Origin of the sequence: Streptomyces sp. NPDC001093 (assembly GCF_040298985.1) — a bacterium.
In the GTDB taxonomy this organism is placed as follows: Bacteria; Actinomycetota; Actinomycetes; order Streptomycetales; family Streptomycetaceae; genus Streptomyces.
Genome location: NZ_JBEPBF010000035.1, coordinates 1 through 25,940 on the forward strand (window position 1 = coordinate 1; position 25,940 = coordinate 25,940).

Annotated in this window: 21 protein-coding genes and 1 pseudogene; 6 read left to right on the top strand and 16 right to left on the bottom strand. The window is 70.8% G+C overall.

All coding sequences use genetic code 11. The annotated features are described in order from the left end of the window. Positions 1-121 precede the first annotated feature (121 nt). The 8 genes from ABT288_RS19285 to ABT288_RS19320 all read right to left on the bottom strand — a co-directional run bounded on the left by ABT288_RS19285 (position 122) and on the right by ABT288_RS19320 (position 9,822). A complete protein-coding gene (locus ABT288_RS19285) occupies positions 122-280 on the bottom strand; it encodes a DUF6760 family protein (RefSeq protein ID WP_167528457.1) in 159 nt (52 codons plus the stop codon). Next, positions 277-780 (bottom strand): hypothetical protein, encoded by a 504-nt coding sequence (locus ABT288_RS19290; protein WP_055709820.1) that lies wholly within the window; start codon positions 778-780, stop codon positions 277-279. Before ABT288_RS19290 ends, ABT288_RS19285 begins: the two co-directional genes overlap by 4 nt. Continuing rightward, on the bottom strand, positions 777-1,217 hold the full coding sequence (locus tag ABT288_RS19295; RefSeq protein ID WP_351608970.1) for a phage tail protein: 441 nt from the start codon (positions 1,215-1,217) through the stop codon (positions 777-779). Before ABT288_RS19295 ends, ABT288_RS19290 begins: the two co-directional genes overlap by 4 nt. A 35-nt stretch (positions 1,218-1,252) precedes the next feature. Beyond that, a complete protein-coding gene (locus ABT288_RS19300; protein WP_351608973.1) occupies positions 1,253-2,809 on the bottom strand; it encodes a phage tail sheath family protein in 1,557 nt (518 codons plus the stop codon). Between the two features lie 197 nt (positions 2,810-3,006). Further along, a complete protein-coding gene (locus tag ABT288_RS19305) occupies positions 3,007-5,085 on the bottom strand; it encodes an AAA family ATPase (protein WP_351608976.1) in 2,079 nt (692 codons plus the stop codon). After that, positions 5,082-5,822, bottom strand: coding sequence for a Pvc16 family protein (locus tag ABT288_RS19310; protein WP_351608978.1), 741 nt, complete (start codon positions 5,820-5,822; stop codon positions 5,082-5,084). Before ABT288_RS19310 ends, ABT288_RS19305 begins: the two co-directional genes overlap by 4 nt. Then, positions 5,819-9,001 (bottom strand): TolB family protein, encoded by a 3,183-nt coding sequence (locus ABT288_RS19315; protein ID WP_351608980.1) that lies wholly within the window; start codon positions 8,999-9,001, stop codon positions 5,819-5,821. The genes ABT288_RS19310 and ABT288_RS19315 overlap by 4 nt, the downstream gene beginning before the upstream one ends. Before the next feature lie 152 nt (positions 9,002-9,153). Next, a complete protein-coding gene (locus ABT288_RS19320) occupies positions 9,154-9,822 on the bottom strand; it encodes a helix-turn-helix transcriptional regulator (RefSeq protein WP_351608981.1) in 669 nt (222 codons plus the stop codon). Positions 9,823-10,093: 271 nt separating this feature from the next. Here ABT288_RS19320 and ABT288_RS19325 point away from each other — a divergent pair, with 271 nt between their 5' ends. From ABT288_RS19325 to ABT288_RS19335, 3 genes are all read left to right on the top strand, one after another. Next, positions 10,094-11,386: a COG1470 family protein gene (locus tag ABT288_RS19325; protein ID WP_351609127.1), complete on the top strand. Its 1,293-nt coding sequence runs from the start codon at positions 10,094-10,096 to the stop codon at positions 11,384-11,386. Between the two features lie 220 nt (positions 11,387-11,606). After that, on the top strand, positions 11,607-11,789 hold the full coding sequence (locus ABT288_RS19330; RefSeq protein ID WP_351608983.1) for a hypothetical protein: 183 nt from the start codon (positions 11,607-11,609) through the stop codon (positions 11,787-11,789). 986 nt (positions 11,790-12,775) lie between these two features. Beyond that, complete coding sequence (locus ABT288_RS19335; protein WP_351608986.1) at positions 12,776-14,110, top strand: eCIS core domain-containing protein; 1,335 nt, start codon at positions 12,776-12,778, stop codon at positions 14,108-14,110. Between the two features lie 208 nt (positions 14,111-14,318). Here ABT288_RS19335 and ABT288_RS19340 read toward each other — a convergent pair whose 3' ends face one another. The 4 genes from ABT288_RS19340 to ABT288_RS19355 all read right to left on the bottom strand — a co-directional run bounded on the left by ABT288_RS19340 (position 14,319) and on the right by ABT288_RS19355 (position 17,978). Next, entirely contained in the window at positions 14,319-14,918 is a 600-nt protein-coding gene (locus ABT288_RS19340; RefSeq protein WP_351608989.1) for a hypothetical protein, read from the bottom strand. Between the two features lie 60 nt (positions 14,919-14,978). Next, entirely contained in the window at positions 14,979-15,593 is a 615-nt protein-coding gene (locus ABT288_RS19345; protein WP_351608991.1) for a hypothetical protein, read from the bottom strand. Between the two features lie 166 nt (positions 15,594-15,759). Further along, positions 15,760-16,659 carry a nuclease gene (locus tag ABT288_RS19350; protein ID WP_351608994.1) on the bottom strand — a complete coding sequence of 300 codons (900 nt, stop codon included), beginning with the start codon at positions 16,657-16,659 and terminating at the stop codon, positions 15,760-15,762. 932 nt (positions 16,660-17,591) lie between these two features. After that, complete coding sequence (locus ABT288_RS19355) at positions 17,592-17,978, bottom strand: hypothetical protein (RefSeq protein ID WP_351608995.1); 387 nt, start codon at positions 17,976-17,978, stop codon at positions 17,592-17,594. A 109-nt stretch (positions 17,979-18,087) separates the two neighbouring features. Between ABT288_RS19355 and ABT288_RS19360 the strand changes: the two genes are divergently transcribed. Beyond that, on the top strand, positions 18,088-18,591 hold the full coding sequence (locus tag ABT288_RS19360; protein ID WP_351608997.1) for an LURP-one-related/scramblase family protein: 504 nt from the start codon (positions 18,088-18,090) through the stop codon (positions 18,589-18,591). Between the two features lie 129 nt (positions 18,592-18,720). After that, entirely contained in the window at positions 18,721-19,419 is a 699-nt protein-coding gene (locus ABT288_RS19365) for a metal-dependent hydrolase (RefSeq protein WP_351609129.1), read from the top strand. A gap of 166 nt (positions 19,420-19,585) precedes the next feature. Here the strand turns inward: ABT288_RS19365 and ABT288_RS19370 are convergent, their stop codons facing one another. From ABT288_RS19370 to ABT288_RS19380, 3 genes are all read right to left on the bottom strand, one after another. Next, positions 19,586-20,485, bottom strand: a complete 900-nt coding sequence (locus ABT288_RS19370; RefSeq protein ID WP_351609000.1) for an FkbM family methyltransferase — start codon at positions 20,483-20,485, stop codon at positions 19,586-19,588. 172 nt (positions 20,486-20,657) lie between these two features. Then, positions 20,658-21,125, bottom strand: a complete 468-nt coding sequence (locus ABT288_RS19375; protein WP_351609003.1) for a hypothetical protein — start codon at positions 21,123-21,125, stop codon at positions 20,658-20,660. After that, positions 21,126-22,844: a sialidase family protein gene (locus tag ABT288_RS19380; RefSeq protein WP_351609006.1), complete on the bottom strand. Its 1,719-nt coding sequence runs from the start codon at positions 22,842-22,844 to the stop codon at positions 21,126-21,128. A 224-nt stretch (positions 22,845-23,068) separates the two neighbouring features. Between ABT288_RS19380 and ABT288_RS19385 the strand changes: the two are divergent. Continuing rightward, positions 23,069-23,317: pseudogene (locus ABT288_RS19385) on the top strand (DUF4291 family protein); the annotation flags it as partial. Positions 23,318-23,622: 305 nt separating this feature from the next. On the opposite strand, the gene ABT288_RS19390 reads toward ABT288_RS19385, so the two are convergent. After that, complete coding sequence (locus ABT288_RS19390) at positions 23,623-25,437, bottom strand: hypothetical protein (protein WP_351609009.1); 1,815 nt, start codon at positions 25,435-25,437, stop codon at positions 23,623-23,625. Positions 25,438-25,940 lie beyond the last annotated feature (503 nt).

Sequence of the window (25,940 nt, forward strand, 5' to 3'; positions counted from 1 at the left end):
CGCCCCGGGCGCGCCCATGGCACGCGGCGCGGCCGGCTGCGTGGAGCCGGGACCTGCCGGGGTGCCGCCGGCACCTGGCGCCGTGGCCCGGCGACGCAGTCTGTCCCGCCATGCCATGAGCTCAACCACCTTCGTTCACACGGGTGTTGATACGGGCGATCTCGGTCACCCACTGCCGCCGCTCGGCGTGGGTGAGGTCGAGGATCTCCTCGCGCTGCCAGTGGAAGTGGTAGGCGATGTACGCGAGTTCCTCCCGCAGCCGGGGGAGTGCGTACGTCACGATTCCCCCAGGCGCCCACCCGAGAGGTCGACCTCGAAGCCGCCCTCGCAGTGCGGGCAGACCACCGCCGCGCGGGTGTGGCCCTCGCTGTTGACACGGCGGTAGAAGTCCTGGAGGAACGCGACGTCGGTGGCGTACATCCGCTCCACGATCCCCGCGTGCACATCGGTGATGGTGCCGAGCCGGGTGATCACCTGGCTCAGCAGCACCACGCTCAGATATGCCGGGTTCTCCTTGACCCGCAGATCGATCTGCGGCCGCAGCTCGTCCCGGGCGGTGGCCAGACGCATCGCGCCGTGCCGGTGGAGCGTGCCCGCCTCGTCCACGTACCCGCGCGGCAGCTCGAACTCGAACTCCGTGCGCAGCCCGTGGTCCTGAGAGGTCGCGGGTCGGGCGGCCGGAGCCTGCGGCGGGGCCTGGGGCTGGTCGGCCGCCTGAGCGGGTGCCGTCGCCTCCAGGAACTCCTCCAGGTTGCCGGCCGTGACGGTACGGCGCCTCATTCGACGACGATCTCCTCGAACACGATCGTGACGGTCTCGGTGGCCGCGGAGGACTCGCCGGCCTTGAGGGAGGGGCCCTCCCACTTGGAGGCCCAGCCGTTCATCAGCTGGATACGGCGGACCGTGTCGCCCTTGGTGTCCTTGATCTCGATGGTCAGGTTCTGCCGGGCGGTGTCGACGGCGCCGTTGTTCAGCGTCTCCTTGATCCACTTGGTGAACTCGCTGCTCTTGTCGAGTCCCCGGGTGATCGTGATCTCGCCGGCCTGTCGCGCCCCGGGCTGCTTGCGGATGATCTGCTTGCCCGTCGACGTGACCTGCTTGACCTCGACGACCTCCTCCTCGACGGAGAAGCCGCTGATCTCCTGGATCGACTCGACCATGTACCCGCCGAGCTGCACGCCGAAGACGTGAGTGGAGAGAGCATCGCCTTCTGCCATGACTGTCTGTCACCTTTCCTTCGCAGACCCGCGGGTCACTCGTCGATGAGGCTGGTGCTGTCGGAGAACTGGGCCAGCCGGAACACCACGAACTCGGCGGGCTTGACCGGACAGACGCCGATCTCACAGACGACGCGTCCCTGGTCGATGGAGGTCTGCGGGTTGTTGTCGCGGTCGCACTTGACGTAGAACGCCTCTTCGGCGGTGCGGCCGAAGAGCGCGCCCCGGCGCCATTCCTCGGTGAGGAACGCGGTGACGTTGCGCCGGATGCTCGACCACAGCCGGTCGTCGTTCGGCTCGAAGACCACCCACTGGGTGCCCAACAGGATGGACTCTTCGAGGTAGTTGAACAGACGGCGCACGTTCAGATAGCGCCAGGCCGGGTCGGAGGACAGGGTGCGGGCGCCCCAGATCCGGATGCCACGGCCGGGGAAGGCACGTACGCAGTTCACGCCGATCGGGTTCAGCAGGTCCTGCTCGCCCTTGCTGAGCCGGACCTCCAGGTCCACCGCGCCCCGGATCACCTCGTTGGCGGGCGCCTTGTGCACCCCGCGCTCGGCGTCGCTGCGCGCCCACACCCCCGCGACGTGACCGCTGGGCGGGACGGTGGTGTTACGGCCGGCCGCCGGGTCGAAGACCCGCACCCACGGGTAGTAGAGGGTGGCGTACCGGGAGTCGTAGCCCGCCTCCTCGTTGCGCCAGTGCCGCACCTGCTGCGCGGTGAGCCCGGGGGGAGAGTCCAGGACGGCGACCCGGTCGCCCATCTGCTCGCAGTGCGAGATGACCGCGAGCTGCACGGTGCGCACGCCCTCGGCGTCGATGTCACCGCGCTGGTAGGCGCCCATCAGGTCCGGGACCGCGACCATGGTGATCTCGTCGATGCTCTCCAGGCCGGCGAAGCCGGTCCGGGCGGAGGCGTCACCGACGTACTCGGCCGGGTCGATCCGGGACACCGCGCCGGCGACGGGCGCCGCGGGCGCGGCCGGGGCGTCGGGCACGGTCACCGTCTGGCCGGCCGGCCGCGTCTGCGTGGCGTCACGCTGCTCGGTGACCTCGACCAGCTTCGACGCGCGCAGCTGGGTGACCACATAGCCCTTGACGTTCTTGCGGGTGGAGACGTCGTACGTCTCGACCACCTGCTCGCCCTGGCGGACCAGCAGCTTGAAGCGGTCCTCGGGCGGGTTCTCGCCGTCGGCGTCGGCGATCTCCACCGACACTCCGGAGGTGCCGGGCCTGGCCGTGATCTGGAATCCGCCGAGCGTCAGCGGCTGGACCGCCCGGACGTCCCGGGGCCCCTGGTCGCCGCCGGACGTGGCGGCGCCGTCGGCTGAGCCGCCGATGCGCACCACGTAGGCCGCGCCGCCGCCGTTGGAGAAGTAGCCGTACACGGCGTGCGCGAGGTAGGTGCCCTCGGTGAACCCGCCGAACAGCTGGGTGTACTGGTCCCAGTTGGTGACCAGGGTCGGTTCGTGGAAGGGCCCGCTCTGGGTGAACCCGACGAACGCGGCGACGGCGGTGCCGACCCCTTCGATAGGGCGGGCACCGGACTGCACCTCCTCCACGTACACGCCCGGGGTGAGGTACGTCGGCATGCTCGCTCCTTCACGTTCCATCGGATCACCTGCGTCGATGCCGAGTCTCCGGGGCGGATCAGGCCCGGCGGCAGGGGCGCCGGTACCTTGCCGGGGGCAACCGCACTGCCTTTCCGGACGCCCGCGCGGACCGCTGGGGAAGGGAACGGCGTCCCGGACCGCCCGCGTTTCGGCACGGGGCCGGCCGGCGAGGCCCCTCAGACGCCGAGGACGTCCGCCAGATACGGCCCGAACTCGCTCTCCAGGACCAGCCGGCCGAGCTTGCGGTACTCCTGCACCACCGCCGTCACCAACTGCCGCATGGTCAGCGGGCCCCCGCACTCCGCGGCCAGATAGGCGGCGGTGATCGCGCAGGCCCGGATGGAGCCGCCGGCCAGTTCGAACCGGTCCGCGCAGAAGCCGAGGTCCAGGTCGTCCGCGCGGGGCAGCCGGGTGCCCAGACACCTGTCCCACAGGGCCAGCCGCTGGGCCGCGTCGGGCACCGGGAACTCCGCCACCACGTCCAGTCGGCGGGTGAACGCCTCGTCCAGGTTGGCCCGGAGATTGGTGGTCAGCACCGCGATCCCGTCGAAGGACTCCATGCGCTGCAGCAGATACGCCGACTCGATGTTGGCGTGCCGGTCGTGCGCGTCCTTGACCTCCGAGCGCTTGCCGAAGATCGCGTCGGCCTCGTCGAAGAGCAGGACCGCGTTGACCGCGGACGCCTCGGTGAAGATCCGCTCCAGGTTCTTCTCGGTCTCGCCGACGTACTTGTCGACGACCGTGGACAGATCGACCACGTACAGATCCATGCCGAGGTCCGCGGCGACCACCTCGGCCGACATCGTCTTGCCGGTGCCCGACTCGCCCGCGAACAGCGCGATCACGCCGCGTCCCCGGCCGCCGCCGGGCCGCATCCGCCACTGTCCGAGCACCTGCTCGCGATGGCGGGCGCGGACGGCGAGTTCACGCAGCCGGCGGTGGGTCGCCTCGGGCAGCACCAGGTCGTCCCAGCCGACCGCCGGCTCCACCCGGCGGGCCAGCCGGGCCAGTCCCGCGCCGTTCTGCGCGCGTACGGCGGACCTGAGGTCGTCGGGGCGGACCGGGCGGCCCGCCAGCGCGGCGGAGCGCAGCGCCGCGTCCGCCGCGCGCCGCAGCTGTCCGCCGTCCAGACGGTGCGCGGCGACGGCCCGGGCGAGGGCGTCGGCGTCGCCCGCTACGTCACCCTCGGCGTCGGCCAAGGCCAGAGCGTGCCGCCAGCGCGCGGCCTGCCGCTCGGGGGAGGGCGGAGCCACCGGCAGGACGACCGGGGTGTCCGGCCCCCATGCCGGGTCCCAGCCCTCCCTGCCGTGGGTGAACAGCGGGACGCCGCGCAGCGCCGTGCACAACGCGCTGACGGCACGGGCCCGTTCGGCCGGTGCCCCGGGCAGTGCCTCCAGCGGGCCCAGCACGACTCCGGCGCCGGTGAGGCGGGCCTCCAGCGCCGCGACCCGGGCGAGCGCGGGCACCTCGCCGGGGCGTCGGGCGAGTGCCGCCGGGTCGAGGACCAGCACGCCCAGCCCCGCTGCGCGCAGAGCCGCGCCGGCGAGTCCCGGCGCGTCACCACCCCGGTCGAGCAGATGCACCGACCCCGTTCCGGTGCGGGCGGCACGCGCCGCCCGGCGCACCTCGTCCACGTCGGCCGTCGGGTCGTCCGCAGGCTCGCCGAGCACTCCGGCGAGCCGGGCATCCGGGTCCGTACCGCCCAGCAGATGGCCGGTCACCCGGTCCGGTACCGCGAGCACCCGCGACAGCGGTGGCCGCTCCGGCTCGGTGACCTCCAGCAGTCCGCCCGCGACCAGCGGCGCTCCCGGTGAGAAGTGGAAGCGGGCGGCCGACGCCGAGGCGAGCCCGCACAGTTCCAGTGCCAGGGCGACCGTGGGCCTACGGCGGGTCAGATCGTCGTTGAGATAGCCGTAGAGCCGCTCGAAGCGGTTGTCCAGGTCCGGTGCCAGCGCGATCAGCAGCAGGTCGGTGTCGAGCGGCGACAGCCCGAACCGTGCGGCGAACGTGCCGAGCACGGAATCGGGCGGCGGGGACAGCGGCTCGTGTCCGGGCACGTCGAGCCCGCCCGGATCGTTCAGGATCCGCTCCACGGCCTCGGGGGAGAGGTACTGGCCGCGGTAGGGGTCGTCGGGGTCGGGATCGACGGCACGACGGGCGGCCACCGCGTGGCGCACCCGCTCCTCGACCAGCCGCAGCCGCTCCCACAGGGGATCCGTGCCGGCCGCGGTGACGACATCGGCGGGGTACGTCACGGCTGGCGGCCCCCTCTGCGGCGGCGGGCGGGCGCCGGGTGCCGCTCGCGCGGACCGGCGAAACCGTCCGGACCCGGGTCGCTCACGCCCTCGTAGCGCAGCCGTCGCCCCGGCACCGGATCCTCGTCCTGCCTGCGATCCGTGTCCTGCCGGTGTACCCCGTCCTGCCGGTGATCCGTGGCCCGCACCACGAGGCCCTCGGTCACCGGCGGCGCGGCCGTCCTGCTCGCCCCGGCGAGCGGCGCGCGCACCCGCACACCGAGCGATGCCTTCAGCTCGCCGCCGAGTGCCGACCACACATCAGAGGCGGACGGGCCGTCGGGCCCCGCTCCGGCGGTGTCCAGCGAGACGGTCAGGCCCAGTTCGGCCAGCGAGCCCGTGAGCAGCCGCTCCGGCAGCGCGTCGACGGCCACCAGCGTGGCCAGCACCTGGGACAGCAGCCGATGCTCGTCCTGCGGGCGGCTCGCCCACGCCGTGACCAGGTACGTCAGCTCGAACCAGCGGGGCGGGGTGCGGCGTGCCACCACATGTCCGTCCGCGTCGTACACCTCCCCGGCGCCGCTGCCACGCCGGCTCGGGTCCTCCCGGATGTCGTACAGGAACGCACAGACGGTGGGGGCGTTGCGGCGCGCGGCCCAGTCCCGGGTCGGCGCGTCGAGGACGATCTCGACCCCGGACGCCTCCAGCCCAGACTCCGCGAGCAGACCGCGCAGTGCCTCGTCGACCTCGTGGATCACCGGCGGGTCACCTCGTCCGGCGGCTGCACACTGCCGTTCACCACCAGGAAGTCGGTCTTCACCGGGGAGAATCCGGGCCCGCTCGCGGTGATCGTCCGCGGACCCGTCTGGTCCTTGGTGAGGATGAGCAGCTGGCCGATGAACGTGCCGTCCGGCTGGGGCACGGTCGGTGCCGCGGCGGCGGTGATCCCCGGGTTCCAGCTGAAGCGCACCGGGACGCCCGGCGGGAAGTCCTTGCCGCGCACCGAGGTGACGAAGCCGGGCTTGCCGATCGGAGGGACGGCGACGATCTTCGGCTGCAGGATCCGCAGCGTGGTGTGCGTCCTGTTGTCCCGAGGGTCGGCGTCCGTGCCGGTGGTGGTGAGGGTGCCGGTGACCCGGCCGGTCAGCGCGTGGTCGGGGGAGAGCACCACCCGTACGACGGTGGAGTCGCCCGCTGCCAGGTCCGGCAGCGCACACACCCAGCGGGTGTCACAGCCGGCCGGCGGCCCGCCGTCCGGGATCCCGGAGGGCAGGCCGATCCGCAGCCGCAGCCCGGTCGCCAGGGCGTTACGGCCGTTGCGCACGGTGTACGTCACCACGACCCGGCCGCCGACATAGCCCGGGTCGGGCTGGGCGGTGACCCGGACGCCGGGGCCGGCCTTCGGGGCGGGCGGCGTCGGTGGGGTGGGAGGCGTCGGAGGTGTCGGCGGCGTCGGAGGCGGGGTGGGAGGGTTGGCCCTGTGCACCGGTACCACGGTCCGGGCGGTGTTGTCGTCGGGCCGCGGGTCGATCACGCTCCCGGTGACCGACCAGTCCAACGGCTGGTCGCCGACGGTGAGCCCGGTCAGCGTCACGGTCACCGGCACGGTCGTGCCAGGCGGCACCACACCGATGTCGCACTGCAGGGAGGCGGCGTCACAGGTGCCGCCCGGCCGGCGGATCCTGCTCACGCTCACCCCGGCCGGCGGCGCGATGGTCAGCCGGGTGCCGGGCGAGGCGGCCGGGCCGTTGTCGACGACGTCGACGCGGACGTCCGCGGAGTGACCGACGGTGACCGCGGGCACGGTGCCCGGGGCGTGCACGGCCAGGTCCACGGACTGCTGGACGCTCGGCTCCTTCTGCCGCCCCGGCAGTTCCAGGGTGAGCGCGCTCAGATGGCCGGTGGCCACATTCAACCGATGCAGCCTCTCCGGGCAGTTGACCGGCGTGTCGGTGCGTGCGCTGAAGACGATTCCGGTGCCGTCCGCGGTCCAGGCCGCGTCACGCGGCTGGTGCGGTCCGGTGACCGAGCTGTCGGGCAGCTCCCGGCGGCAGGCGTCGGCGTCGCCGCGGGCCGACTCGGGCAGCAGCACCTGACAGGTGTCGCCGGACACGGAGGTGAGCACCATGCCGTTGTGCTCGTCGACCTGGCCGCCGCCGTTCTTGCGGTTGAAGGCGATCTGCCGGCCGTCCGGCGAGAACGCGGGACTGTCGTCGATGACCGCGCAGGTGCCGGGGCAGATCGTCGCGCTCAGATCGCGCTGCTGGTCCAGATGGTCCACCGGCACGGTCCAGATGTGCTTGTTGCCGCCGTTCCCGTCGATGGTCATGTTGCGGGTGAAGGCGAGCGTGGTGCCGTCGGAGGACCAGGTGGGCTGGGCGTCGCCGCCCGTCTGCCGGCCGGCCGGCGGCACGATCTCGTGCACGATCGCACCGGTGGACGCGTCGGCGATCAGGATGTGCCCGGGACCGGAGGCGGAGCCGACCCCGCCCGGCGACGTCCGGGTGAACGCGATGAACCTGCCGTCCGGCGACAACGTGGGGTCGGTGTCCCAGTCCTTCGGTCCGCGCCCGGCGAGCGGCATGGGCGCGGCGTTGGAGCCGTCGGCGTCCACCGTCCAGATCCGCTCGATCCGGTTGTCCGTGTCACCCTCGAACCGAGTCACCACGATGCGCCGGCCGTCGGGCGTGTAGTTCTGCCGCTCGGTCCACGGGTCGTACCCGGCCGCCGGGTTGAACAGGGGGTCCTTGGCCGGATCGGTGTTGCTGTCGGCCGCCGGGTCCTCGTTCAGGATGGTCAGCCCGAGGTCACGCGGGTCGGCGCCGTCCGCCCGGACGTCCTGGAGGGTCACCACATGCGGACCGTGCACGCCGTTCGCCGTGTTGCTGCCCTTCGCCGAGGTGCGGTCCACCACGACATACCCGCCGTTCTGCGGGCCGACCCAGGTCGGCGTGCCGACGGCGCGGTCCTCCATGAGCACCAGGTTCGGGCCCGACGCGCGGTTCTGTACCTGGTACACGTGGTCCCAGTCGCCCTCGCAGCCACAGGTGCGGTCCGGGCTGAGAAACAGCACGCCCTCCCCGTCGGGCGTCCACGCTGCCCCATGGGTCCGCCAGCCGGTCGGTGCGCCGGTGAGCAGCGGCTGGTCGCCGGCCGTGCCGCCGGTCACCCGCAGCCGGGGGCCCGTCGAGTTGTCGGAGGCGGTGGGGGTGGAGGTGTACGCGATGAGGTCCCGGTGCGCCGGGTCGTTCACCGGGTTCCACACCGGTTCCGTCGCCTTGTTGCCCAGCGTGCCGGTCACCCGGGTCGGGGTGCCGCCGGCCAGCGGGCGCACGTAGATCTGCTCCCCGAGGACCGCGTCGCTGTCACAGGCGTACGCCAGGCGCTGCCCGTCCGGCGACACCGTCGGGCTCTCCTCGTTCGCCGGTGTGTCGGTCAGCCGGGTCAGCCCGGTGCCGTCGGTGCGCACCAGCCACAGGTCGCGCTGCTTCCTGCCGTTCGGGCCGCCGGGCTCCGCCGAGTCGAACACCACGGACTTGCCGTCCGGGGTCAGCCGGGGGTGTGCCGCGTCCCGGCCGCTGGTCAGCTTGCGCACCGAGCCGTCGGGGGCGCGTAGATAGATCTGTGGGTTCTTCTCGTCGCGGCGGCCGGCGAACACCATCGTGTCGCCCAGGGCCGACGGCTCGACGTCGTAGTGCGCCGGGCCCGCCCCGAACAGCGGCTCGCTGTCCTTGGTGTCGATCACCTTGCCGAGGCTGCGGTGCCCGGTGCCGGCGTAGGCGATCCGGGTGGCGGAGGCGTCGACGGCCTTGGGCTGGGCCTGGGCGCTGCCCGGTCCCGAGGCCGCCGTCAGCGCGAGCAACGGGACCAGCAGGAGCAACGAGGCTCCGAATCTCCCCAGCCGACGCCGCCCGCCGGGGTCAGCGGTGCCGTTCACGGTCCACCTCGCAGTCTCGGAACACATGGGTCGCCCCGCCACTCTGCGTCCGTGCGGGCGTCGCGCGGCAGGGCGGCGGGGCCCTGCCAGAGGGAAGCGCGGGCTGCGCTTTCGGGCAACACCACGCTCCTGAATCAGTAGGTGACGTCCACTCAGATAAGTCCGTTGCGCAGTGCGTAGCCGACGGCATGAGCCCGGTTGCGTAACTGCAGACGTGTGGTGATCTCATGCAGCACGTTCTTGACGGTCCGTTCGGAGTACGACGTCTTGCGCGCTATCTCCGCGGTGTCGAACCCGTCCGCCACCAGGCGCAGCATGTCCGCCTCGCGCGCGGTCAGCGTGGACAGGGTCAGACCGTGCGGATCGAGCGCCGCGCGCTGCACGTTGCCGACATGGCTCAGCAACTTGCCGAGCAGGTCACCGGGGAGCACGCCTTCGCCGTTGGCCAGCGCGAGCACCAGATGAAGGAGCCGGTCCTGGTCCGCCTCGGCGCGCCGCAGCACCGCCGCGACACCGCACTCGACGACCCGCTGCAGCGCCGCGGACTCGAAGGAACCGACCACGAGTCCGGTGCGCGTCGCACGGTTGCGCTGCAACCGCTGCAGCAGGGCCATCACCTCGTCGTCCACGGAGTCGACGACCACGAGGGACGCGTGTGCCCGTTCCGCGTCGGTGTCGTCCAGCAGCTCCACCTCGGGACGCTGGCGGAGCTGATGGACGACACCGACGCGCAGGACCAGGTCCTGGGCGTAGACGGCGACGGAGACCCGGTACGGCCGGCCGGCCGTACCGGCTTGATGTTCTGCTGCGGAGAGGGACATGCGGAGTCCTGTTCCAGTCGGAGTGGCGAAGGGGCGCGGAAGGTCGCGGGAGCTGAAAAGGGGACGGCGGCGGGGCCCGCCGGAGGTCCGCGGGCCGGTGCATGAGTCATCAACAGGCCTGCTGGTCCGGCAAGTTGTCCTTGACCGCGCGGGGCACGCGCACTGCCCGGATGTTGCCCTCGCACCTCTCGTGGCCGTCCGGAGGCGGTTCTACGGTCGTCGCGTGACGCCTTCTGCAGCCTCTTCCGGCCCTGGACTGCCCGGGCTCGACATGCCCGACGTGACAGTGACCCCGGGCGGTACCGCCTCGACTCGGCTGACCGTACGCAACGACAGTGACATCGTCGAGGCGTACACATTGGAGGTCGTCGGTGACTGTGCGGCCTGGGCCACCGTGGAACCCGAGCGGGTCTCGCTGTATCCCGGCACCTCCGAGACGGTGACCATCCGGCTGGACCCGCCCCGCTCGCCCGAGGTCCGCGCGGGCGATGTGCCGCTGGCCGTACGCGTGCTGCCGGCGGAGCACCCCGAGGCCGTCACTGTGCCCGAAACGACGGTGCACGTGGAGGAGTTCCACGAGCTGCGCACCGAGATCCTGCCGCGCCGCCGGCGTGGCTGGCTCCGCGGCCGCTATCGGCTGGCGGTGCGCAACGAGGGCAACGCCCCGGCCCGGATCGCCCTGACACCGGAACAGCCGGGGGAGGAGCTGCGGTTCGCGTTCACCGCCGCCGCACTGCCGCTGGAGCCGGGCGAGTCGGTGGAGACCCGGCTGCGGGTGCGCACCGGCAAGCCGGTCTGGTTCGGCAAGCCCGTGGTCTGGCCGTTCACCGTACGTGCGACGGACACCGCGGCCGCTGAGCGCGCCGAACGGCCCGGTGCTCTCGTTCGGCCGCCGCTGGAAGCCGAGTTCGTTCAGATCCCGGTCTTCCCCAAGTGGCTGCTCGCGGTGCTCGCGGCCCTGATCGCGCTGCTGCTCGCATGGTTCGCGCTCGTCCGTCCGGCGGTGCGCAGCGCCGCGAAGCAGGCCGCCAACGAGGTGGTCCAGCCGCGGCCCACGCCCGGCGGCCAGAACGGGCAGTCTCCCGGGTCCGGTTCCGGGGACAAGGCGGGTACGGGTACCCAGGGCGGCAAGGGCTCGACGTCGGGCAACGGCGGCGGTGGCGGCGGTGGCGGCACGGGCGGAGACGGTGGTGATGGCGGCACCGGTCAGCAGAGTTCGGCCACGATCGACGTACAGACGTCCGGCGGGCAGGACAAGACCGGTACCTATGTGGTGCCCAAGGGCAAGGTGTTCGGGATCACGGACATCGTGGTCGCCAACTTCCAGGGCGACGAAGGCGTCATGACCATCACCTTCGGCGACCGGAAGATCACCACGATCGCTCTGGAGACCTTCCGCAATCAGGACTACCACTGGGTCACCCCCATCAAGATCCCTGAGGACGCCAAGGTCGCTGTGAAGGTGACATGTGCGAAGCCCGGTACTCCGGCAACCGGCCAGCAGGCACAGCAGTGTCATGAGGTCCTGAACGTCAGTGGCGTACTCAGCGACGTCACCCGGTGACATCGTTCCCCCGGACATCGTTCGCCCCGTAGGGCACGATCGGAAGAGGAGAATCCCACTCCGTCCGAAAACCGGCAGAGCGCGGGATGGTTTCCGACGCATTTCGCAGAATGCCGGAAGCCCGGAAACGTGGGCCTCCGGCGGGCTTCCGCTGGGCTTGGGCGAGTGCAACTGCTCTCAGCGATTGGCCGGTTCAGGCACCTGATGCCATGCCTTGCAGGTGCGAAGGCATCCTGAGTGGGGGTCAAGGCGGCGCGCCACGTCGGCGTGCGTCGAGTCCGGCCCGCACGCGGTGCGGGTCAACGCCGTGGAGTACGGAGCCACCCGCACGGAGGGCACGGCCGGCATGGGCGAGGACCTCGATGCCCTCGCGGCGCAGGCCCCCGCCGGACGGTCCGCCTAGGCCCGGGAGATCGTCGAGATGATCGCCTGTCCGGCGGGCGACGCGGTGGCTTCGTGCAGGGAGTGGTTCTGCGCGTCGACGGCGGCCGCACTGCCGTCCGACCGGCCCGACAGGGGGGCGAAGGCGCCGCACGTGCCCGGGCCCCTGGCCGCGGCGCCCTGTCGCGGAGGGGCACCGGCCCCCGCGTCCCTTGCCGGCGGAGTGCCGATACGCGGCCCGCGAAGGTGCCCGGTCCGCCGGTCACCCGGTCGCCGTCCGGTCGAGCGCTGCGATGAGCCGCCGCAGACGGCGGCGGGAATCGGCGGGCCGCACCGCCCGGGATGCGCCGCAAGAGAGGGTGCCCGACCACGGGTGGCCAGGTCACGCGGGCCTGCAGCGGCTGCTGCCGGCCCGGCGGAGCGAGCGTGAAGGCCCGCCCGGACGCGACCGTCGCCGGCTTCACGTCCGTGATGAGCGCCTGTCCCTCGGGCGCCTGCGGACCCAGGTCCTGCCGCTGCCGCGCAGAAGCGCGGGTCGCGTCCCGCGAAGTGGTGTAGGAATCTGGACTGTTGCGCCCCAGCGACCGGCTCCGTGGTGGACGCCGTCAGGAGTTCGCCGGCCACTTCCGCGCCGCTCGCAGCGGCGGAAGCGGCGCTCCGCCGGGACGGCGACCCCAGTGCAGGCGTGACCTGCGAACTCGCCCACTCCGCATCGCTACACCACTTTGTGGGCCGCGACCGAAACGCGGTCGGCTCGTCGTACCGGGCGGGGCTGCCCGGGCGGGGTAACCCGACCCACCGCAGGTCCCCGAGCGCGTCGAGTGCAATGCCGTCGGGGACCGGCGAGTTCGGTTGCCCGCTCGGCGGCCGGCAGCACACCCGGCTTCTTCGGTACCCGTCCGACGGCAATCCCCTTGCCCGCAAGGCTGCCCTCGCGTTCATTCCGCGGCTCGGCGGGGCCGGGCAGGCTGTGGTGTTGAGGTGTGTCCGGCTTGGAGGGGAGCGCCCGTGCGCGCGCACGACAAGGAGAACGAGCAGAGCGACACGCGGTCCGCGCCGCGTCGGCCGGCCGGCCCGGCGCCCGCCGGGCTGGAGGCGCTGCAGCGAGCGGTGGGCAACGAGGCGGTGACGCGGGCCGTCGCACGGGAGCGGGACGGGCAGGTGCAGCGTCGCTCCCTGGTGCACGATGTGCTGCGCTCTCCGGGCAGGCCGATGGACGCCGGGCTGCGTGACGAGATGGAGGCCCGGTTCGGGGGCGCCGACTTCAGCGGTGTGCGCGTCCACTCGGACGAGGTCGCCCGCCGCTCGGCGGTGGAGATCCAGGCCAAGGCGTACACCTCGGGAGCGCATGTGGTCGACGGCGGCCGGATGACGAAGGAGGACTGGGCGCACGAGCTGACCCACTACCTGGACCAGCAGGCCGGCCCGGTTCCCGGTACGGACAACGGCTCGGGCCTGCGCGTCTCGGATCCCGCCGACGCGGGAGAGCGCCGCGCGGTCGCCAACGCGCGCAGGGTGATGAGCGGCGGCGCGCCGGTGCAGCGGACGGCCGAGGAGCACACGAGCGGCCACCCCACCGGCAGCCATCGGACCCACGCGGCCTCGCCCGTCCAGCGGACCGAGGACGACGACCTGCGCAACGCCAAGACGCCGGACGAGATCCTCGCCGCCCTGAAGAAGTCGGGCCATTCGGACGACGACGCCTGGCAGTTGATGCAGTACATGACCTCCCAGCAGTTCCGGCCCGGTGAGGGGCAGAGCGAGTTCGACATCCTCGACAGCATCAAGCAGGCCTCGCAGCAGCGGATTGCCCCGGTCCGCAGGAGGCAGGCCGGAGAGCTGCTGGCCAAGCGGTGGACGATCCGTCACTACACGGGCCGTGATCCGGAGAACCCGCCGAGTTTCACGGAGATCGCGTCGACGTACGAGAACGCGGCCGCCGGCCGGGCGAGCGAGCACACGAATGTCGCCGACTGGCGGTCGCTCGGCAACATCAAGTTCACGTTCTACCTGGTGGCCGTGGACGGCAAGGTGCCCCAGCGCAACTGGCTCAACAACACGCACTGGTACGCGGAGTGGGACCTCGACGAGATCTCGGACTGCTGGATCTCCCCGGACCTGCTGGAGAAGATGAACAAGTCCATGGACGCCGACGCGGCCCGAGAGACGATGAAGACGGCCAAGGCGTTCCGCGGCACCGGCGCGCAACTCAAGGAGCTGCTCGCGGTCAGCGCCTTCGGTAGCGGCAACGATCCGGCCACCGCCCTCGACACCGCGATCGGCGGCGCCTTCGAGCTGAAGGTCCCCGGCGGGCTGACGGTCAAGGAGTGGAAGAAGAAGTAGGTGGTCGCGGTCGCCGTCAGCACCGCGATCGCGAGGGCCACGGTCAGCACTCCGAGGATCAGCGCCGCCGGAAACCAGTCCGGGCTGGTGCCGAGCACGCCGATGCCCACCATCAGCAGAGGGACGAGCGCGGCCATGCGGGCGAGCCGCCGCACCACGTGCGGGGGCCAGGCCCCGTTCTTCCGGGACCCGGGCGCCATCAGCGGCCCTAGAACCGGCGCAGCCCGACCTGCCGGGACAGCCAGACCAGCAGCTCGAAGAGCACCAGTACCACCGGCAGGGCCCACGCGGCGATGTCGATCCCGCTGTAGTCCGTCTCGGCCAGTTCCGGCGCCGTCCAGCCGTGCGGGTCGACGAGCACCTCCTCGGTCTGCCCGACTTCCATCGGCCCGTCGCAGGAGTCGTTGCCCAGCTCGGCGTGCTTGAGCGGCTTGCCGTCCACCCGTCCCAGAAGGCAGGTGTACTCCGGCCCGTGCTTGCCCTGGTACGTCTTCACCGAGGTGACCCGCACCTCCACCCGCTGCCCTTGGTGCGCCATCACCTCCGCCTGCAGCACCGGCCCTGGCCCGGACAGCGCGGCGATCCCCACGATCACCCCGCCGACGATCAACCACCCGTTCGGCGCTGCGATGACCATCAGCGAGAGAGTCGCGATCAGCGCGAAGGTCCCGAGCACCAGTCCGAGCCCGCTCCAGTCCGGATTGGCGGCCAGCAACGACAGCCCGATGATCAACGGCGGACCGAAAAACGCCATCGTGGTGAGGCGACGTACCTGCCGGGACGAGGTGGCGGTGGCTATTCGAGGCACGGCGTCAGTGTGACGAAGGGGGTCGTCAGGCTGAAGAGCGGGGTCCGCCCCGCTGCCGGATCAGGCCGGTGTCCGGCCGGGGGCGCCGGCCCGGTCAGAAGTCGTCCGACGCGCTCCCGCGCGGGACCGGATGCTGTGGCGCGGGTCGCCGCGCAGGATCTGGCGAATCGCATCGATTTCCGGGCCATCCACGGCCGCGTTCGCGGCGGCATCGGCCAGGGCCCGCCGCACGCGGAAGTCGGGGTCGCGGGCGAGGTGCAGGGCGGTCTTGTGATGGCGGGCGGGGAACCGCATACACAGGACGACACCGGCCTGGCGGACGCCGAAGTGGTGGTGGGTGGCGAGCAGCCCGGGGTCGACGATGCCGGCGATGTCGTTCGGGAGCCTGCACAGCGCAGCGGCCGCCTCGTGGACATCGTGCTCGTCGCGGCTGCCTGGCAACTCGGTCGCCTGGTCGCGGCCCCACGCGTGCTCATCAGAACTGGAGGCCGCTGCAGCGGCGAACATGAGCGCGGGGCCGCGCAGCGACGCCGACCCGATGTTGACCTGGAACGCGCTCAGAGGGTGCGGGCTGTCCGTGGGTACTTCGCCCAGGTAGCTGTCGGACTCGTCGCCGACCACCAGGCTCGTGACGGCCTGGAAGGTGTAGCGCCGGTCCGGTTGCGGTCGGCCCACGACCAGGTTCCCCGCCGCAGTCAGAGCCTGTTGCCGCGCAAGGACGACCTCCCGCTCGTCGCCGGCGATCGCCAGGGGCCACCTGGTGGGAATCGGGCACGAGGGCGGAGCCGATCTGGGCGATGCCAGGTGTGGGTGGGGGATCGGGTGCGGCTCGTTCTCCGGTCTACTTCTCGACGAACACGAGGTCTTCGATCGGTCGGGTCATCCGGAACGTGTTGCCGTTGGTGACCTCGACCACGTGCTGGAGGCCGACGATGCTGTCGCGTTGTCCGGGGACATAGAACTCGTCGGCGCCGCCGGCCAGATAGGCGGGGAGACAGGCGAGAGACGGGCCGAAGAGCCGGATGTGGTCGGCGAGGCGGCGGAACAGCTTGGGCACGATCACCAATTCGTCGGTGAGCGAGGCAAGACTGTCGATCTTCGCGCCGCTGGTCGTCACGTCGTACGACCAGACACCGCCCGGCACCTGGGCCGCCCTGGCCTCCTGCGTGGTCGTGGTCATGTTCGCCCGCAGCTCCCGGGGGAGGCCGCTGTAGAAGGTGGGGTACACCAGGCCGCGGGACAGCAGGTGGTGATTGGCGGTCCGGTGCAGCATGTCCACGGTGACGTCGACCCGTTCGCCGCTCTTCGCGGGCTTCGGAGGGTTGCCGGTCTCCGGCGGGTCGCCGCGGCCGATCAACGCGACGCAGCGGCCGTAGACGTCGGCGCCGGAGGTGAGGATGTAGCCGGGCACGGTCTCTGGGGTCGAAGCCTCGACCTTCTCTTCGGTGTCCTGCTCGACGTCGTCGAAGCCCAGCCAGCTCAGCAGCTCGTCTCGGGCGGCGTGTGCGCCCAGGCGCAGCGGCTGGTGGACGAAATCGGGCCCGACCCCCTTGTAGTGGGTCTCGGTGGCGTCGATCCCGTCCAGCCGGAGCGAGGCGCCGCCGTTCTCGTCCCGCTTGACCCGGTGCTGGCCGGGGACCTCGCACCAGAACCCCGGGTCGCGCGGGGTGAAGTGGACCGTGTCGCCGTCGGGCCGGTCGCCGATGATCCGGTACGAGCCGGTGATGAGCAGCATGGACATATCTACCTCCTGTGTCTGTTTAGTAACTAATTGGTACCAAACGTCCGAACCGTCGGCGAGAGCCGGACCGGTGAGTCCGCACTCCAGGGAGACCCAGGCCCGACGCTCAGGATCAAGGAGTTGCGGGCGGCGGCCCGGCTGACCGGGGCGCGTGGAGACCCGTTGGCGAGTTGCAGATCGTTGGCCTGTCGGTATGTCGGAGCGTGTCATGCCCGGTCGCACGGACGGCCTGATCGCCCGCCCTGGGTGCTGCGGACGCTCTGTGGGTCGATTTGACGGCCGATAGTGCTGTGCCGACGGCTTCTGGGGCATTCGCCTGCTCTCCTGCCCGTGTCCGGGTGGGGTACGTCCCGCTTGGCAGCCATGTGGTGGCGACGGTCAGGGCGAGCGGCGGTCAGTCCTGCAACACACAGGATCGCCCCGACCACCTGTACAGCAACGACATCCGCGTGGCGAACCGCTACGCACGCCTCTTCGACACCGACACCGACGATTGGCTTCGCCACTGGCACCGTTGCCCCGGCTGCCGCGCACGCGCCACCCTGCCCCTGCCGCACCTCGCCGCATGGACCGCCCACATAGCCTGCCGATCGCTGCGCCCGACCCACCGCGCCCCGCCGCGGGCGCAAGCCCTGCGGTGTCCTGCGTGTGTCCTGGACGGGCAGTCAGAACGCGCCCCGCTCCTGCCTGCTCACGGTCGCCGTCGACTTCTGCCCCTCCGGCGAGCACCGTGTCCTGGCGCAAGTCCCCTGCCACGAAGCCGCCGAGCGGTTTCGCATCTGGTTGGCCGAGACAGCCCCTGCCGTGGCCGCCGCGGCCGGTCCTGGCCGCTTGGACGGACTCCCCGCCCAGATCCGGCCAGTCATCGCGGACACCAGCGGCGAGGACCCCGGTGTGAGCAGCCGGTCCGCGCCGGTGACGGCGCGGACGGCTCAGTGCCGGCGACCGTGGCCGAAGGCCCGGCGGACGAGCCGGACCACGAACCAGACCAGCAGGGCGATGAAGAGGACGACGAGGACGACGAGGACAAGGAGGAAGATGCCGAGCTTCTTGAAGAAGCCGCTCTTCTTCTTGGCCCTCGTGGTGTGGAGTCGAGCCGATGCGGCGTGATGCCGGGATGTGCGGTGGCGGAGGCTGACGTCGGAGGCGGTGTCCGGAGACGCAGGCCCGGTGCGTGCGGTGATGACGGCCGTTGCCGTCCGCTGCTGCGCGTCGGTCGCGGCGGCCGCCGATGTCACCGACAGGCCCAGTCCGAGGAGCAGCGTCAGGAGCAGCGCCGCCAAGCGGCCCTTCGAGTTGTGGCAGTTCGTGGTGGTCATGTGCAACTCCCCGTTTCGGATGTGGATGCGGTTGCTGCCTTGCGTAAAGGCGCAACTATTATCGCGGACAGACGTTTCTTCCCATCTCCGGATCTGGACGGGGTTTCCCATGCGTTACCTGGTACGCGATCGCATGCTGGCGTTCCACGAGGAGGCCTGGGTCGAGACGGAGGACCGGCAGAAGCTGTTCAGGGTCGACCGCAAACTGATGCGGCTGCGTACGACGTTTCACTTCGTGGACACCCGGGGCGACCAGGTCGCGAGCATCGTGAAGAAGGCCCTGACTCTTCATCACACGATCCTGATCAAGCAGAACGGCGAGACCGTCGGGCGCATCAGCAAGCGGAGGTTTCGCCTCTTCGGTGACCGTTTCAAGGTGACCCTGCGGGACGGGCGCCGGCTGCGCATAGCCGGCGACCTGTGGGACCGCGAGTTCGGAATCGCGGACAACGGCACCACTCTGGCGCACATCTCGCGCCGCTGGTTCAGCATCCGCGACGCCTACGCGGTCGACGTGATGTACGAACCCGACTGGCTGCTGCTGATCGTCCTCGCGGTGTGTGTGGACCACATCATCGAGGACCGCAGGAGCGAACAGCTCGGCAATCTCTGACGCACGCACCTTTTCGACGCACGTAGCCCGTTGACATATGTGCGTCCCGGACGCAGTACAGCTGTGACGCTGGGACATTCGACGCGCCGTTGGGACGGCGCCTGATCGGGGGAGAACCACCTCATCATGATGGGACATTCGCATGCCGTGAGCGGCGCGCTGCTGTTCGCCGGCACCTCTGTATACCTTCCACCCGCACTGTTGCACACGCATCTGCAGCCCCAGGAGATCCTGATGGGCACGGTGCTGTGCGCGGGTGCCGCACTGCTGCCCGACCTCGACCACCATGACGGAACGATCGCGAACTTCCTCGGTCCGGTCTCCCGGCTGCTGTGCCGGTTCGTTGCCTGGGTCTCCGGTGGTCACCGCCATGCCACGCACTCCCTGTTCTTCATTGCCCTCATGACAGTGGGCACCTGGGCCGGAATCGCCTACCTGGGCAGGCCGTTCACACTAGGGATGTGTTTCTTCCTGCTGGCGATGGCGGTACGCGCGCTCAATCTCTGCCCACCCGGCCACGGTTTCCATGCCTGGGGCACCATCGTGGCGATGGCAGCACTGGGCACCGCCGCGATCGCCAAGTTCATCCCCTCCGCGCCGGGTTGGCTGCCTTACGCGGTCGGTCTGGGCTGCCTGGCCCACCTGCTCGGTGACTCCATCACCAAGCAGGGCGCTCCTTGGCTGTGGCCGCTGAAGACCCGTTACGAAATCGTGTTGATCAAGAGCAGTGGCAACAAGCTGGAGACCGAGATACTGACGCCGCTGATGGGCGCCGGGACCATCGCCCTGCTCTGGCTGACGGTCTTGTCGCCGCATCCCTTGCATTGAGGCGGTGCCAGGCTCCACCGAGGCCCGTGCGATCAGCGATCGTTGCGCCGGCGGGCGATGGTGAAGCGGCCCACGGGTCCAAGACCGTCGTACGGGCCGCTCGCCGTGGAGCAGGGCGACGCCGCCATACCGGGTCAACGTCCGCCTCACCACACAGGACACGGTCTTAGGGCCTGACCGCGAACACCATGCCGATGTCGCCGGCCTGCTGCACCGGGTCCTGCTCGGTACTGACCGTGAAGCCGTGCGCGAGGAGGACCTCGCAGACTGTGCCGCGGTTCTGCTGCCAGCGCTCCACCTCGACGACGGCCTGGCGGACAAGCGGCCAATGCCGTTCCTCGATGCCTCTGAGTACATCGAGTTCGGCGCCTTCCACATCGACCTTGAGCAGGTCGATGTGGTCGATGCCCTGCTCGTCGAGCGCTGATGACAGGGGCCTGACCTTCACCCGGTGCGTCTCAAGCCGCCGCATCACCCGCAGCTTGCGGCTGACGAGAAGAGTGAGGATGGGAGAGGGTACGCGGCGCAGGACCGCTCCCAGGCCGCCCTGGCGGATCATTTCGACAACGCTGGCGGTGACCCGCCGCCGCTCAGCCTCGATGTTCCCCTGATCCCGCGATGAGGACGAGAAGATCGTGGCGGCCGGAATGTAGCTGAAGTCGAGCTCGTCATCGCGGGACGCCAGGCCGTAAGGGAGCGCGGTCAGACGTCCGTTGAAGAATTCGCGGGCATTGCGTTCGAGCGTTGCGTGGAGTGGCGGCACCGGCTCGAAGGCGTAGATCCGCACGTCCCCGTCGAGCCGCTCATAGACGGCCGCAGAGAACACACCGATGTTGGCGCCCACGTCGAGTACCGTCGCGCCCGGCGTGCACTCGACGCCGTGGGTGAAGTAGCCGCCCACCTCCTCGCGCAGGAAGGACGCCTCCCAACGATTGATACTGTGCAGTTCAATCGCACGCATGACCATGACAAGTGATTTATCAGGGTTGGTGTCAACAATCCAGCCCGCAGGCTTCACTTCGGCCGCATCGCTGATCCACAGGGTGTGACACCACCCCATTCTCATACCAACCGTCCTTGGGCAGGCCGGCCGGTCGGGCTCGCCGTGTCCCCGTTCACCAGCGGTCTTCCAGTCCGAGGGGCCACCCTTCGGCCGGCGTCGCACGCGGTGCCGCTCGCCGCGAAAGGTGGCCACTCGCGGTTCCACCGGCCGGGAAGAGGCCTCGGCCGGGCCGAGTTCAGGAGACCATAGACGTCAGGTACGTCAGGTAAACCCCTCCCTCGCAGTCGGGCATCTTCCGCAGTGTCCAGCGGCCCCGGACGGTCGCGGAGGAGAAGTTCGACTCGGCGTCGTCCTTCTCCACCTCACCGTCCTTCGGGGCGTATCCGGCCTTGGGGAGCTGCTTGTGCAGAAAGGCCAGGGTGGCGTCGAAGCCGCTCCGTACGACAGTGGCGACGATCAGCCGGCCGCCGGTGCGGTGCTCCACCGAGGTCACGACCGTGCCCTCGGGCGTCGGCAGATCCTCCGGGAAGTCCTTGGGAAGCGGCAGTGAGGCTGCGGTGGGGCAGCCGTCGGGCACGGAGGCGGCCGTGTACGGCGTGGCACGCAAGGGTCCGGCGTTCCGGGGTGCGGGCGAGCATCCGGTGACGGCCGCCAGACCGAGGACGGCGCCGACCAGCACGGCAGCCGGGGCGAACGGCTTCACCTAGCGGCCTCCCCTGGACTTCTTGTGCTTGCCGGCGACCACGGCGTCGTACGCGCCGTACAGCGTGTTGCCGGAGGACTGGCGGGCGACGGAGGCCAGTGCGTCGTAGTTCTGCGCGCCGCCGGTGGCGCAGGTGCCGGTGCAGCCGTCGGCGTAGGCGGCGAGCACACGGCCCTGGGCGTCGAGGGTGACATCGATGAAGTCCAGAAGATTGCGGTCCTGGCCGCAGGTGGTGCCGCCCGTGCAGATGGACCCCTTCTGTACCGGGTCGGTCGGGGTGGCGTCGACGGTGACCCAGGACTGGCCGCCGTCGTAGGTGGTGGCCACGTACAGGTGCCAGACGCCCTTGAAGTCGGCCGTGTCCTGGTAGTTGCCCCCGCTCGTGGTGCCCAGGAAGGCGAAGGCGGCGCGGTTGTCGTCGCCCGCGGTCACGGCGGGGAAGACGATGTTCTTGATTCCGAGGGACGCGCCGACGTTCTGGTCGTACAGCCACGTCTTGCCCTTGTCGTGGCTGACGGCGATCCGCGCGGTGCCGTCGCTGTTCTGGTAGCCCATGTACACGGTCCCGGCGGCGCCGATTCCCACACTCGGGTCGGAGTCACCGGGGGTGCTGGACGGGTTCTTGCGGACGGTCCACGTCAGCCCGTTGTCCTCGGACACGGCCACGGCCTGGTTGCCGCCGCAACCCTTGTTGGGCACGTACACCGTGCCGTCCGGGGCGACCTTCACGTGCCCGTGCAGGCCGCCACAGTCCAGAAGCGAGTACATCGGAACGGCGGGCCCGTACGTCAGACCGCCGTCCCGGCTGACCGCGCAGGAAGCGTCGGCGATGTCCTGGGAGCAGTAGTAGACGGCGTTCGGGTACGACGTGACGGCGCCCGGCTCGCCCGTGGTGAAGGGGCCGCCACCGATGCTCTGGTGGTCCACTCCGGAGTTGACGCCCGAGCCGCCTGTCGGCGTCCACGTCTCGCCGTCGTCGTCGGTGTAGCAGGTCAGGGCGGTCTTTCCGGCGAGCTGCGACTCGAAGGTGCGGTGGGTGGCCGGGTCGGTGAACAGGATCGGGTCGAGGCTGGTGGTACTGCCCTGGGGGCAGCCGTTGGTCGCGTTCGCGCTCTTGTCCTGCCAGGTGGCGGCGCCGGCGCCGTCGTAGGTGACCTTGAGCGTCGAAGTGTACGCCTGGAACATCGCGGCACCGGTCGCGCGGTCGACGCCGATCGAGGGTTCGCCGGCGTTGTGCGCGTCCTTGATGCTGTCGGGCGCCGAGGAGTTCGCGTACGTCGGCGGGGTCGCCGTACTCGGCGGCGGATCGGCCGGATCGGCGACCAGGCTCGCGGTGCCGGTGAAGCTGTCACCGAGCGGCGCGTACGGCACCACGCGCACGGTGTACGACGCCGTCACCGCCGGAAGCAGCACGGTCTCCGGGTCGCTGGAGGAGGCTGAGGCGGCCACCTCGCGGCCGTCCGCGTCGAGGACGTACAGGTCGAAGTCGGCGGCGGAGTCCGGCCATTTGACGTCGACGCGCAGGCTGTGACCGGCGTCGTAGCCCACGGGCACTGACACCTTCAGGGTGTAGTCGTCGCAGAGTTGCGCATTGCCGCAGCTCACCGTTCCGGCAGCGCCGGTGACGTTCGGGACGGCGAAGGGACCGGCGCTCCACGTGGTCGTGGGCCCAGTGTCGCTGACCGATCCGGAGGACGGGGTGGCGGCGTCGGCCGACACACTCGGCAGAGTTCCGGCGATGAGTGCCAGCAACCCGACGGCGAGACGCCCCCGCGACCGCAGGGGGTGGTGAAGACGGAGCGTCGAGAGGAGAGCCACAGGTACCTCGTGGGTTCGCGAGTCGGACCAAGGGCGGTGGTGCGCAGCGGTACAGGTGGTGCCTTCGTCTGCTCTACGAGGAGGCAGGTGGCGTCCGTCGCGAGAAACCGAACTCTCTTCGAAACGGACCGGACACTGCGCAAGGCGTGCACCTCGCCGTCGAGATCTCCCGTGAAGGCTTCGCGTGGGCTCTGAAACACGCCTCACGCCTCTACGCCGATGAGTGAACCGTCTCCATCACCGACATCACGTCACTCGCCCACACCATCCACGTTGACGTGGAGAACGGAGACTTGAACGCCGCACGGCAACTGCTGCCCCGTGAACGCCCCTACCCCGGGAGTGAAGGGGGCCTGGCTCACCTGCACCAATGAGCCGATCAGTCAATTGAGATGATCATATCGGCGGCCGACCGGGGCTCTTGTGGGGATAGGTCCACTTGCCGGCGATCAGCTCTCGGTGCCGGCGCAGCAGCGTCGCTGGGGTGACGAAGAAGCTGCTCCAGCTCTGTATGGGCACTCGGGTTTTCACGCGGGACAGGCGGCGCGGCGCGTCGCAGACGCCGCCGCGGCCGGGAGCGGCGTGGCCGGTGCGCGCGCTCGGCAGGAGCTGACGGCGGAGTGGACGCCGGAGGGAGGCCCCGCCTCCGGCTCGCTCTCCGTCTCCGGCTCGGCGAAGTTCAGCCGTCGCAGCCCACGGCCTCGTCCATGGCACACCCGGGGTCATCGTGCTGGGGAGCCGTCGTGACTACTCCGTCGGGTGTAGAGGGCGTTGGGTGTACCGGAGTGCTGGGTGCAGGGAAGCACCGTCGAGAGCTGTGCGGCCGGGGGACGCGAGAGCCGCCGTGGCTGTCGGGGAGCCGTAGCGGTGGCCTTGAGGCTGCTGTGTTGCCGGGGACGGGGGGGGCGGAGGCGCTGGTCGGCGCGGTGGCCTGGTTGGTGGCGGTCGGAGCTGCGCCCCTGCCGGCCGACGGGGTGCTCGGTGACGCAGACGGTGTGCTCGGCGACGTGGACGGGGAGGTGCCGGCCGAGGGAGGCGTCCGGCCGAGCACTGTCAACACGGCGTCGGTGACCACTCCGTCCGCGTTCGTGGTGAGGACGATGGGGTCGGCGGCGCCGAGCAGATGATCGCAGCCCAGGTTCGTGAACGTCTGGTTGGCCCGTGCCGCGAGGAAACCGAAGAGGTTCGGCGCCATGGCCGGGTCCGGCGAGGGCGCCTTCTCGAAGAGCGGCTTGTCCTTGAAGACGCGCTGGATGCCGGCCGGATCGCGGAAGAGGGTGGTGCAGAAGCCCGCTCCGTCACCGTCGGCGCCGGCACCGACCGCGGGCATGTCGACTCCGGTGCGGTACGCGTTGGTCTTCGCGACGCTGCTACGGCCGTCGACGAGCGTCATCGGGTCGTTCCGCGGGACCAGCGCGATCGGCGCCTTCTGGTGTGCCGCGGCGGACAGTTCGTCCAGCGCGAGGGCGGACGTGGCACGGCCGTCGCCCGACTGGTCGGGCGCGGTGAAGGGCTTGCAGCCAAGGGCAGGGTCCATGAACTGGGTCAGCAACAGGTTGTCGCTGCCGTTGGCCAGATCCTTGGGGGCGCGGGTGGTCGCCGACCTGGCCCCGCCGTTGTGCCGGTGGTGCCGGTCGCCGCGGTTGGTCAGCCGGGCGGCATCCTTGAGCGCGGCCCTGCTCGCGGCGTTGTTCTGGGCGATACGGCCGTGCGCGTCGGCGAGGTAGTGGGTCACCACGTTGTCGCTTCCGTCCTGGTCCACGACGGAGAAGTCCCGCGTGGTCGGGCAGGGCAGGCCGTCCTTGGCTCTCCCGAGTGCCGGAATCCTGAGGTGCCCCTTGGCGATCTGGGCGTTGGCGGCCCGGAAGAAGGCCGGCGCATTGCAGTACGCGAACTGGCCGAAGACCGATCCCGGCAGGCCGTTGACACACTGGCCCCGGGCCGGACCGTCCCGACGTCCGCTTGCCCGCAAGGTCAGCTCGGCGCTGTTGAAACCGAACCAGATACCCACGGTCGAGCCGCGCGGCACCGAGGGCCGGGCGGTGGGCGCGGCCGGCTTCGTCCCCTTGTCGATCACCAACGGGTGGTAGAGGGTCAGCTTGCCGTTCGGGGTGACGATCGCGGCTTCCACGAACGCCGACTGGTCGGGGTTGGCCTCGTGGCAGGGTCCCTGCGCCGGGTCGGTCGCGACGAGTCTGTACGGCGTGGCCAGGCCGCGGGCGCTGAGCGGATTGTCCGGCACCAGCAGCGTGCAGTTGGGATCGGGTTTGCGGGCCGCCGCGTCGGACTGCGCGGCGGTTGCCCGGCTTTTTTGCGGGTGGTGCTGGGCACGGACTTCCGCCGCGAACACCGACCCCGCGACGACGGCGAGAATCACGGGGCCGCCGATCAGCGCGAGTGACACCTTCGACAGCTTCCGGTGCCGGGCGTGCTCCCGCCGCGCAGTACGCGACGACTGTGTCAGGTCCTTGCGGGCCACTGCGGTGCTCCTCACTGTGCGTCCTTCCGTGGGGAGTGGCCCACGGTCGCGCGGGCGCACGACGGTCATGACAGTGCGGACCCTTCTGGGCGTGGCGGAGGACGAGCAACCGGATCGCCCCGCACGACGGATCCCATCGCGGTACGTGCCGTGCTCCCGGTCGGTTCAACGGCCGCGCCAGTCATTGCCGAACCTTGAACGAGCGGGAGGCTGAATCCCTGGTCGGCGCACGCTGAAGAGAGGTCAGCCGGATCGGCTCGGGGCGGACCGCGAAGGGGGCATCGTGCCGGGGAGCCATCGTCACTGCTCTGCCGGGTGCAGGGGAGGACAATCGTGCGGTGATGCCGCCAGGTCGGCAACGGAGCACATCGCGAACCGGAGCGCGCTCGCTGTCCGGGAAGGGGTCCGGGCTGAAGCGCGTGAGCCTGTTCCGGGTCTCCTCGCATCCGTTCGACGCACGTGGGCGTACTCGCCCAGGGACAGGCCGTCTGCGGCATGAACTCTCTTCCTGCGGAGGC

Coding starts and splice junctions, on each gene's coding strand:
- ABT288_RS19290 (WP_055709820.1), bottom strand. CDS start 780: ATGAGGCGCCGTACCGTCACGGCCGGCAACCTGGAGGAGTTCCTGGAG.
- ABT288_RS19295 (WP_351608970.1), bottom strand. CDS start 1,217: ATGGCAGAAGGCGATGCTCTCTCCACTCACGTCTTCGGCGTGCAGCTC.
- ABT288_RS19300 (WP_351608973.1), bottom strand. CDS start 2,809: ATGCCGACGTACCTCACCCCGGGCGTGTACGTGGAGGAGGTGCAGTCC.
- ABT288_RS19320 (WP_351608981.1), bottom strand. CDS start 9,822: ATGTCCCTCTCCGCAGCAGAACATCAAGCCGGTACGGCCGGCCGGCCG.
- ABT288_RS19325 (WP_351609127.1), top strand. CDS start 10,094: ATGCCCGACGTGACAGTGACCCCGGGCGGTACCGCCTCGACTCGGCTG.
- ABT288_RS19350 (WP_351608994.1), bottom strand. CDS start 16,659: ATGTCCATGCTGCTCATCACCGGCTCGTACCGGATCATCGGCGACCGG.
- ABT288_RS19355 (WP_351608995.1), bottom strand. CDS start 17,978: ATGACCACCACGAACTGCCACAACTCGAAGGGCCGCTTGGCGGCGCTG.
- ABT288_RS19360 (WP_351608997.1), top strand. CDS start 18,088: ATGCGTTACCTGGTACGCGATCGCATGCTGGCGTTCCACGAGGAGGCC.
- ABT288_RS19365 (WP_351609129.1), top strand. CDS start 18,721: ATGGGACATTCGCATGCCGTGAGCGGCGCGCTGCTGTTCGCCGGCACC.
- ABT288_RS19370 (WP_351609000.1), bottom strand. CDS start 20,485: ATGAGAATGGGGTGGTGTCACACCCTGTGGATCAGCGATGCGGCCGAA.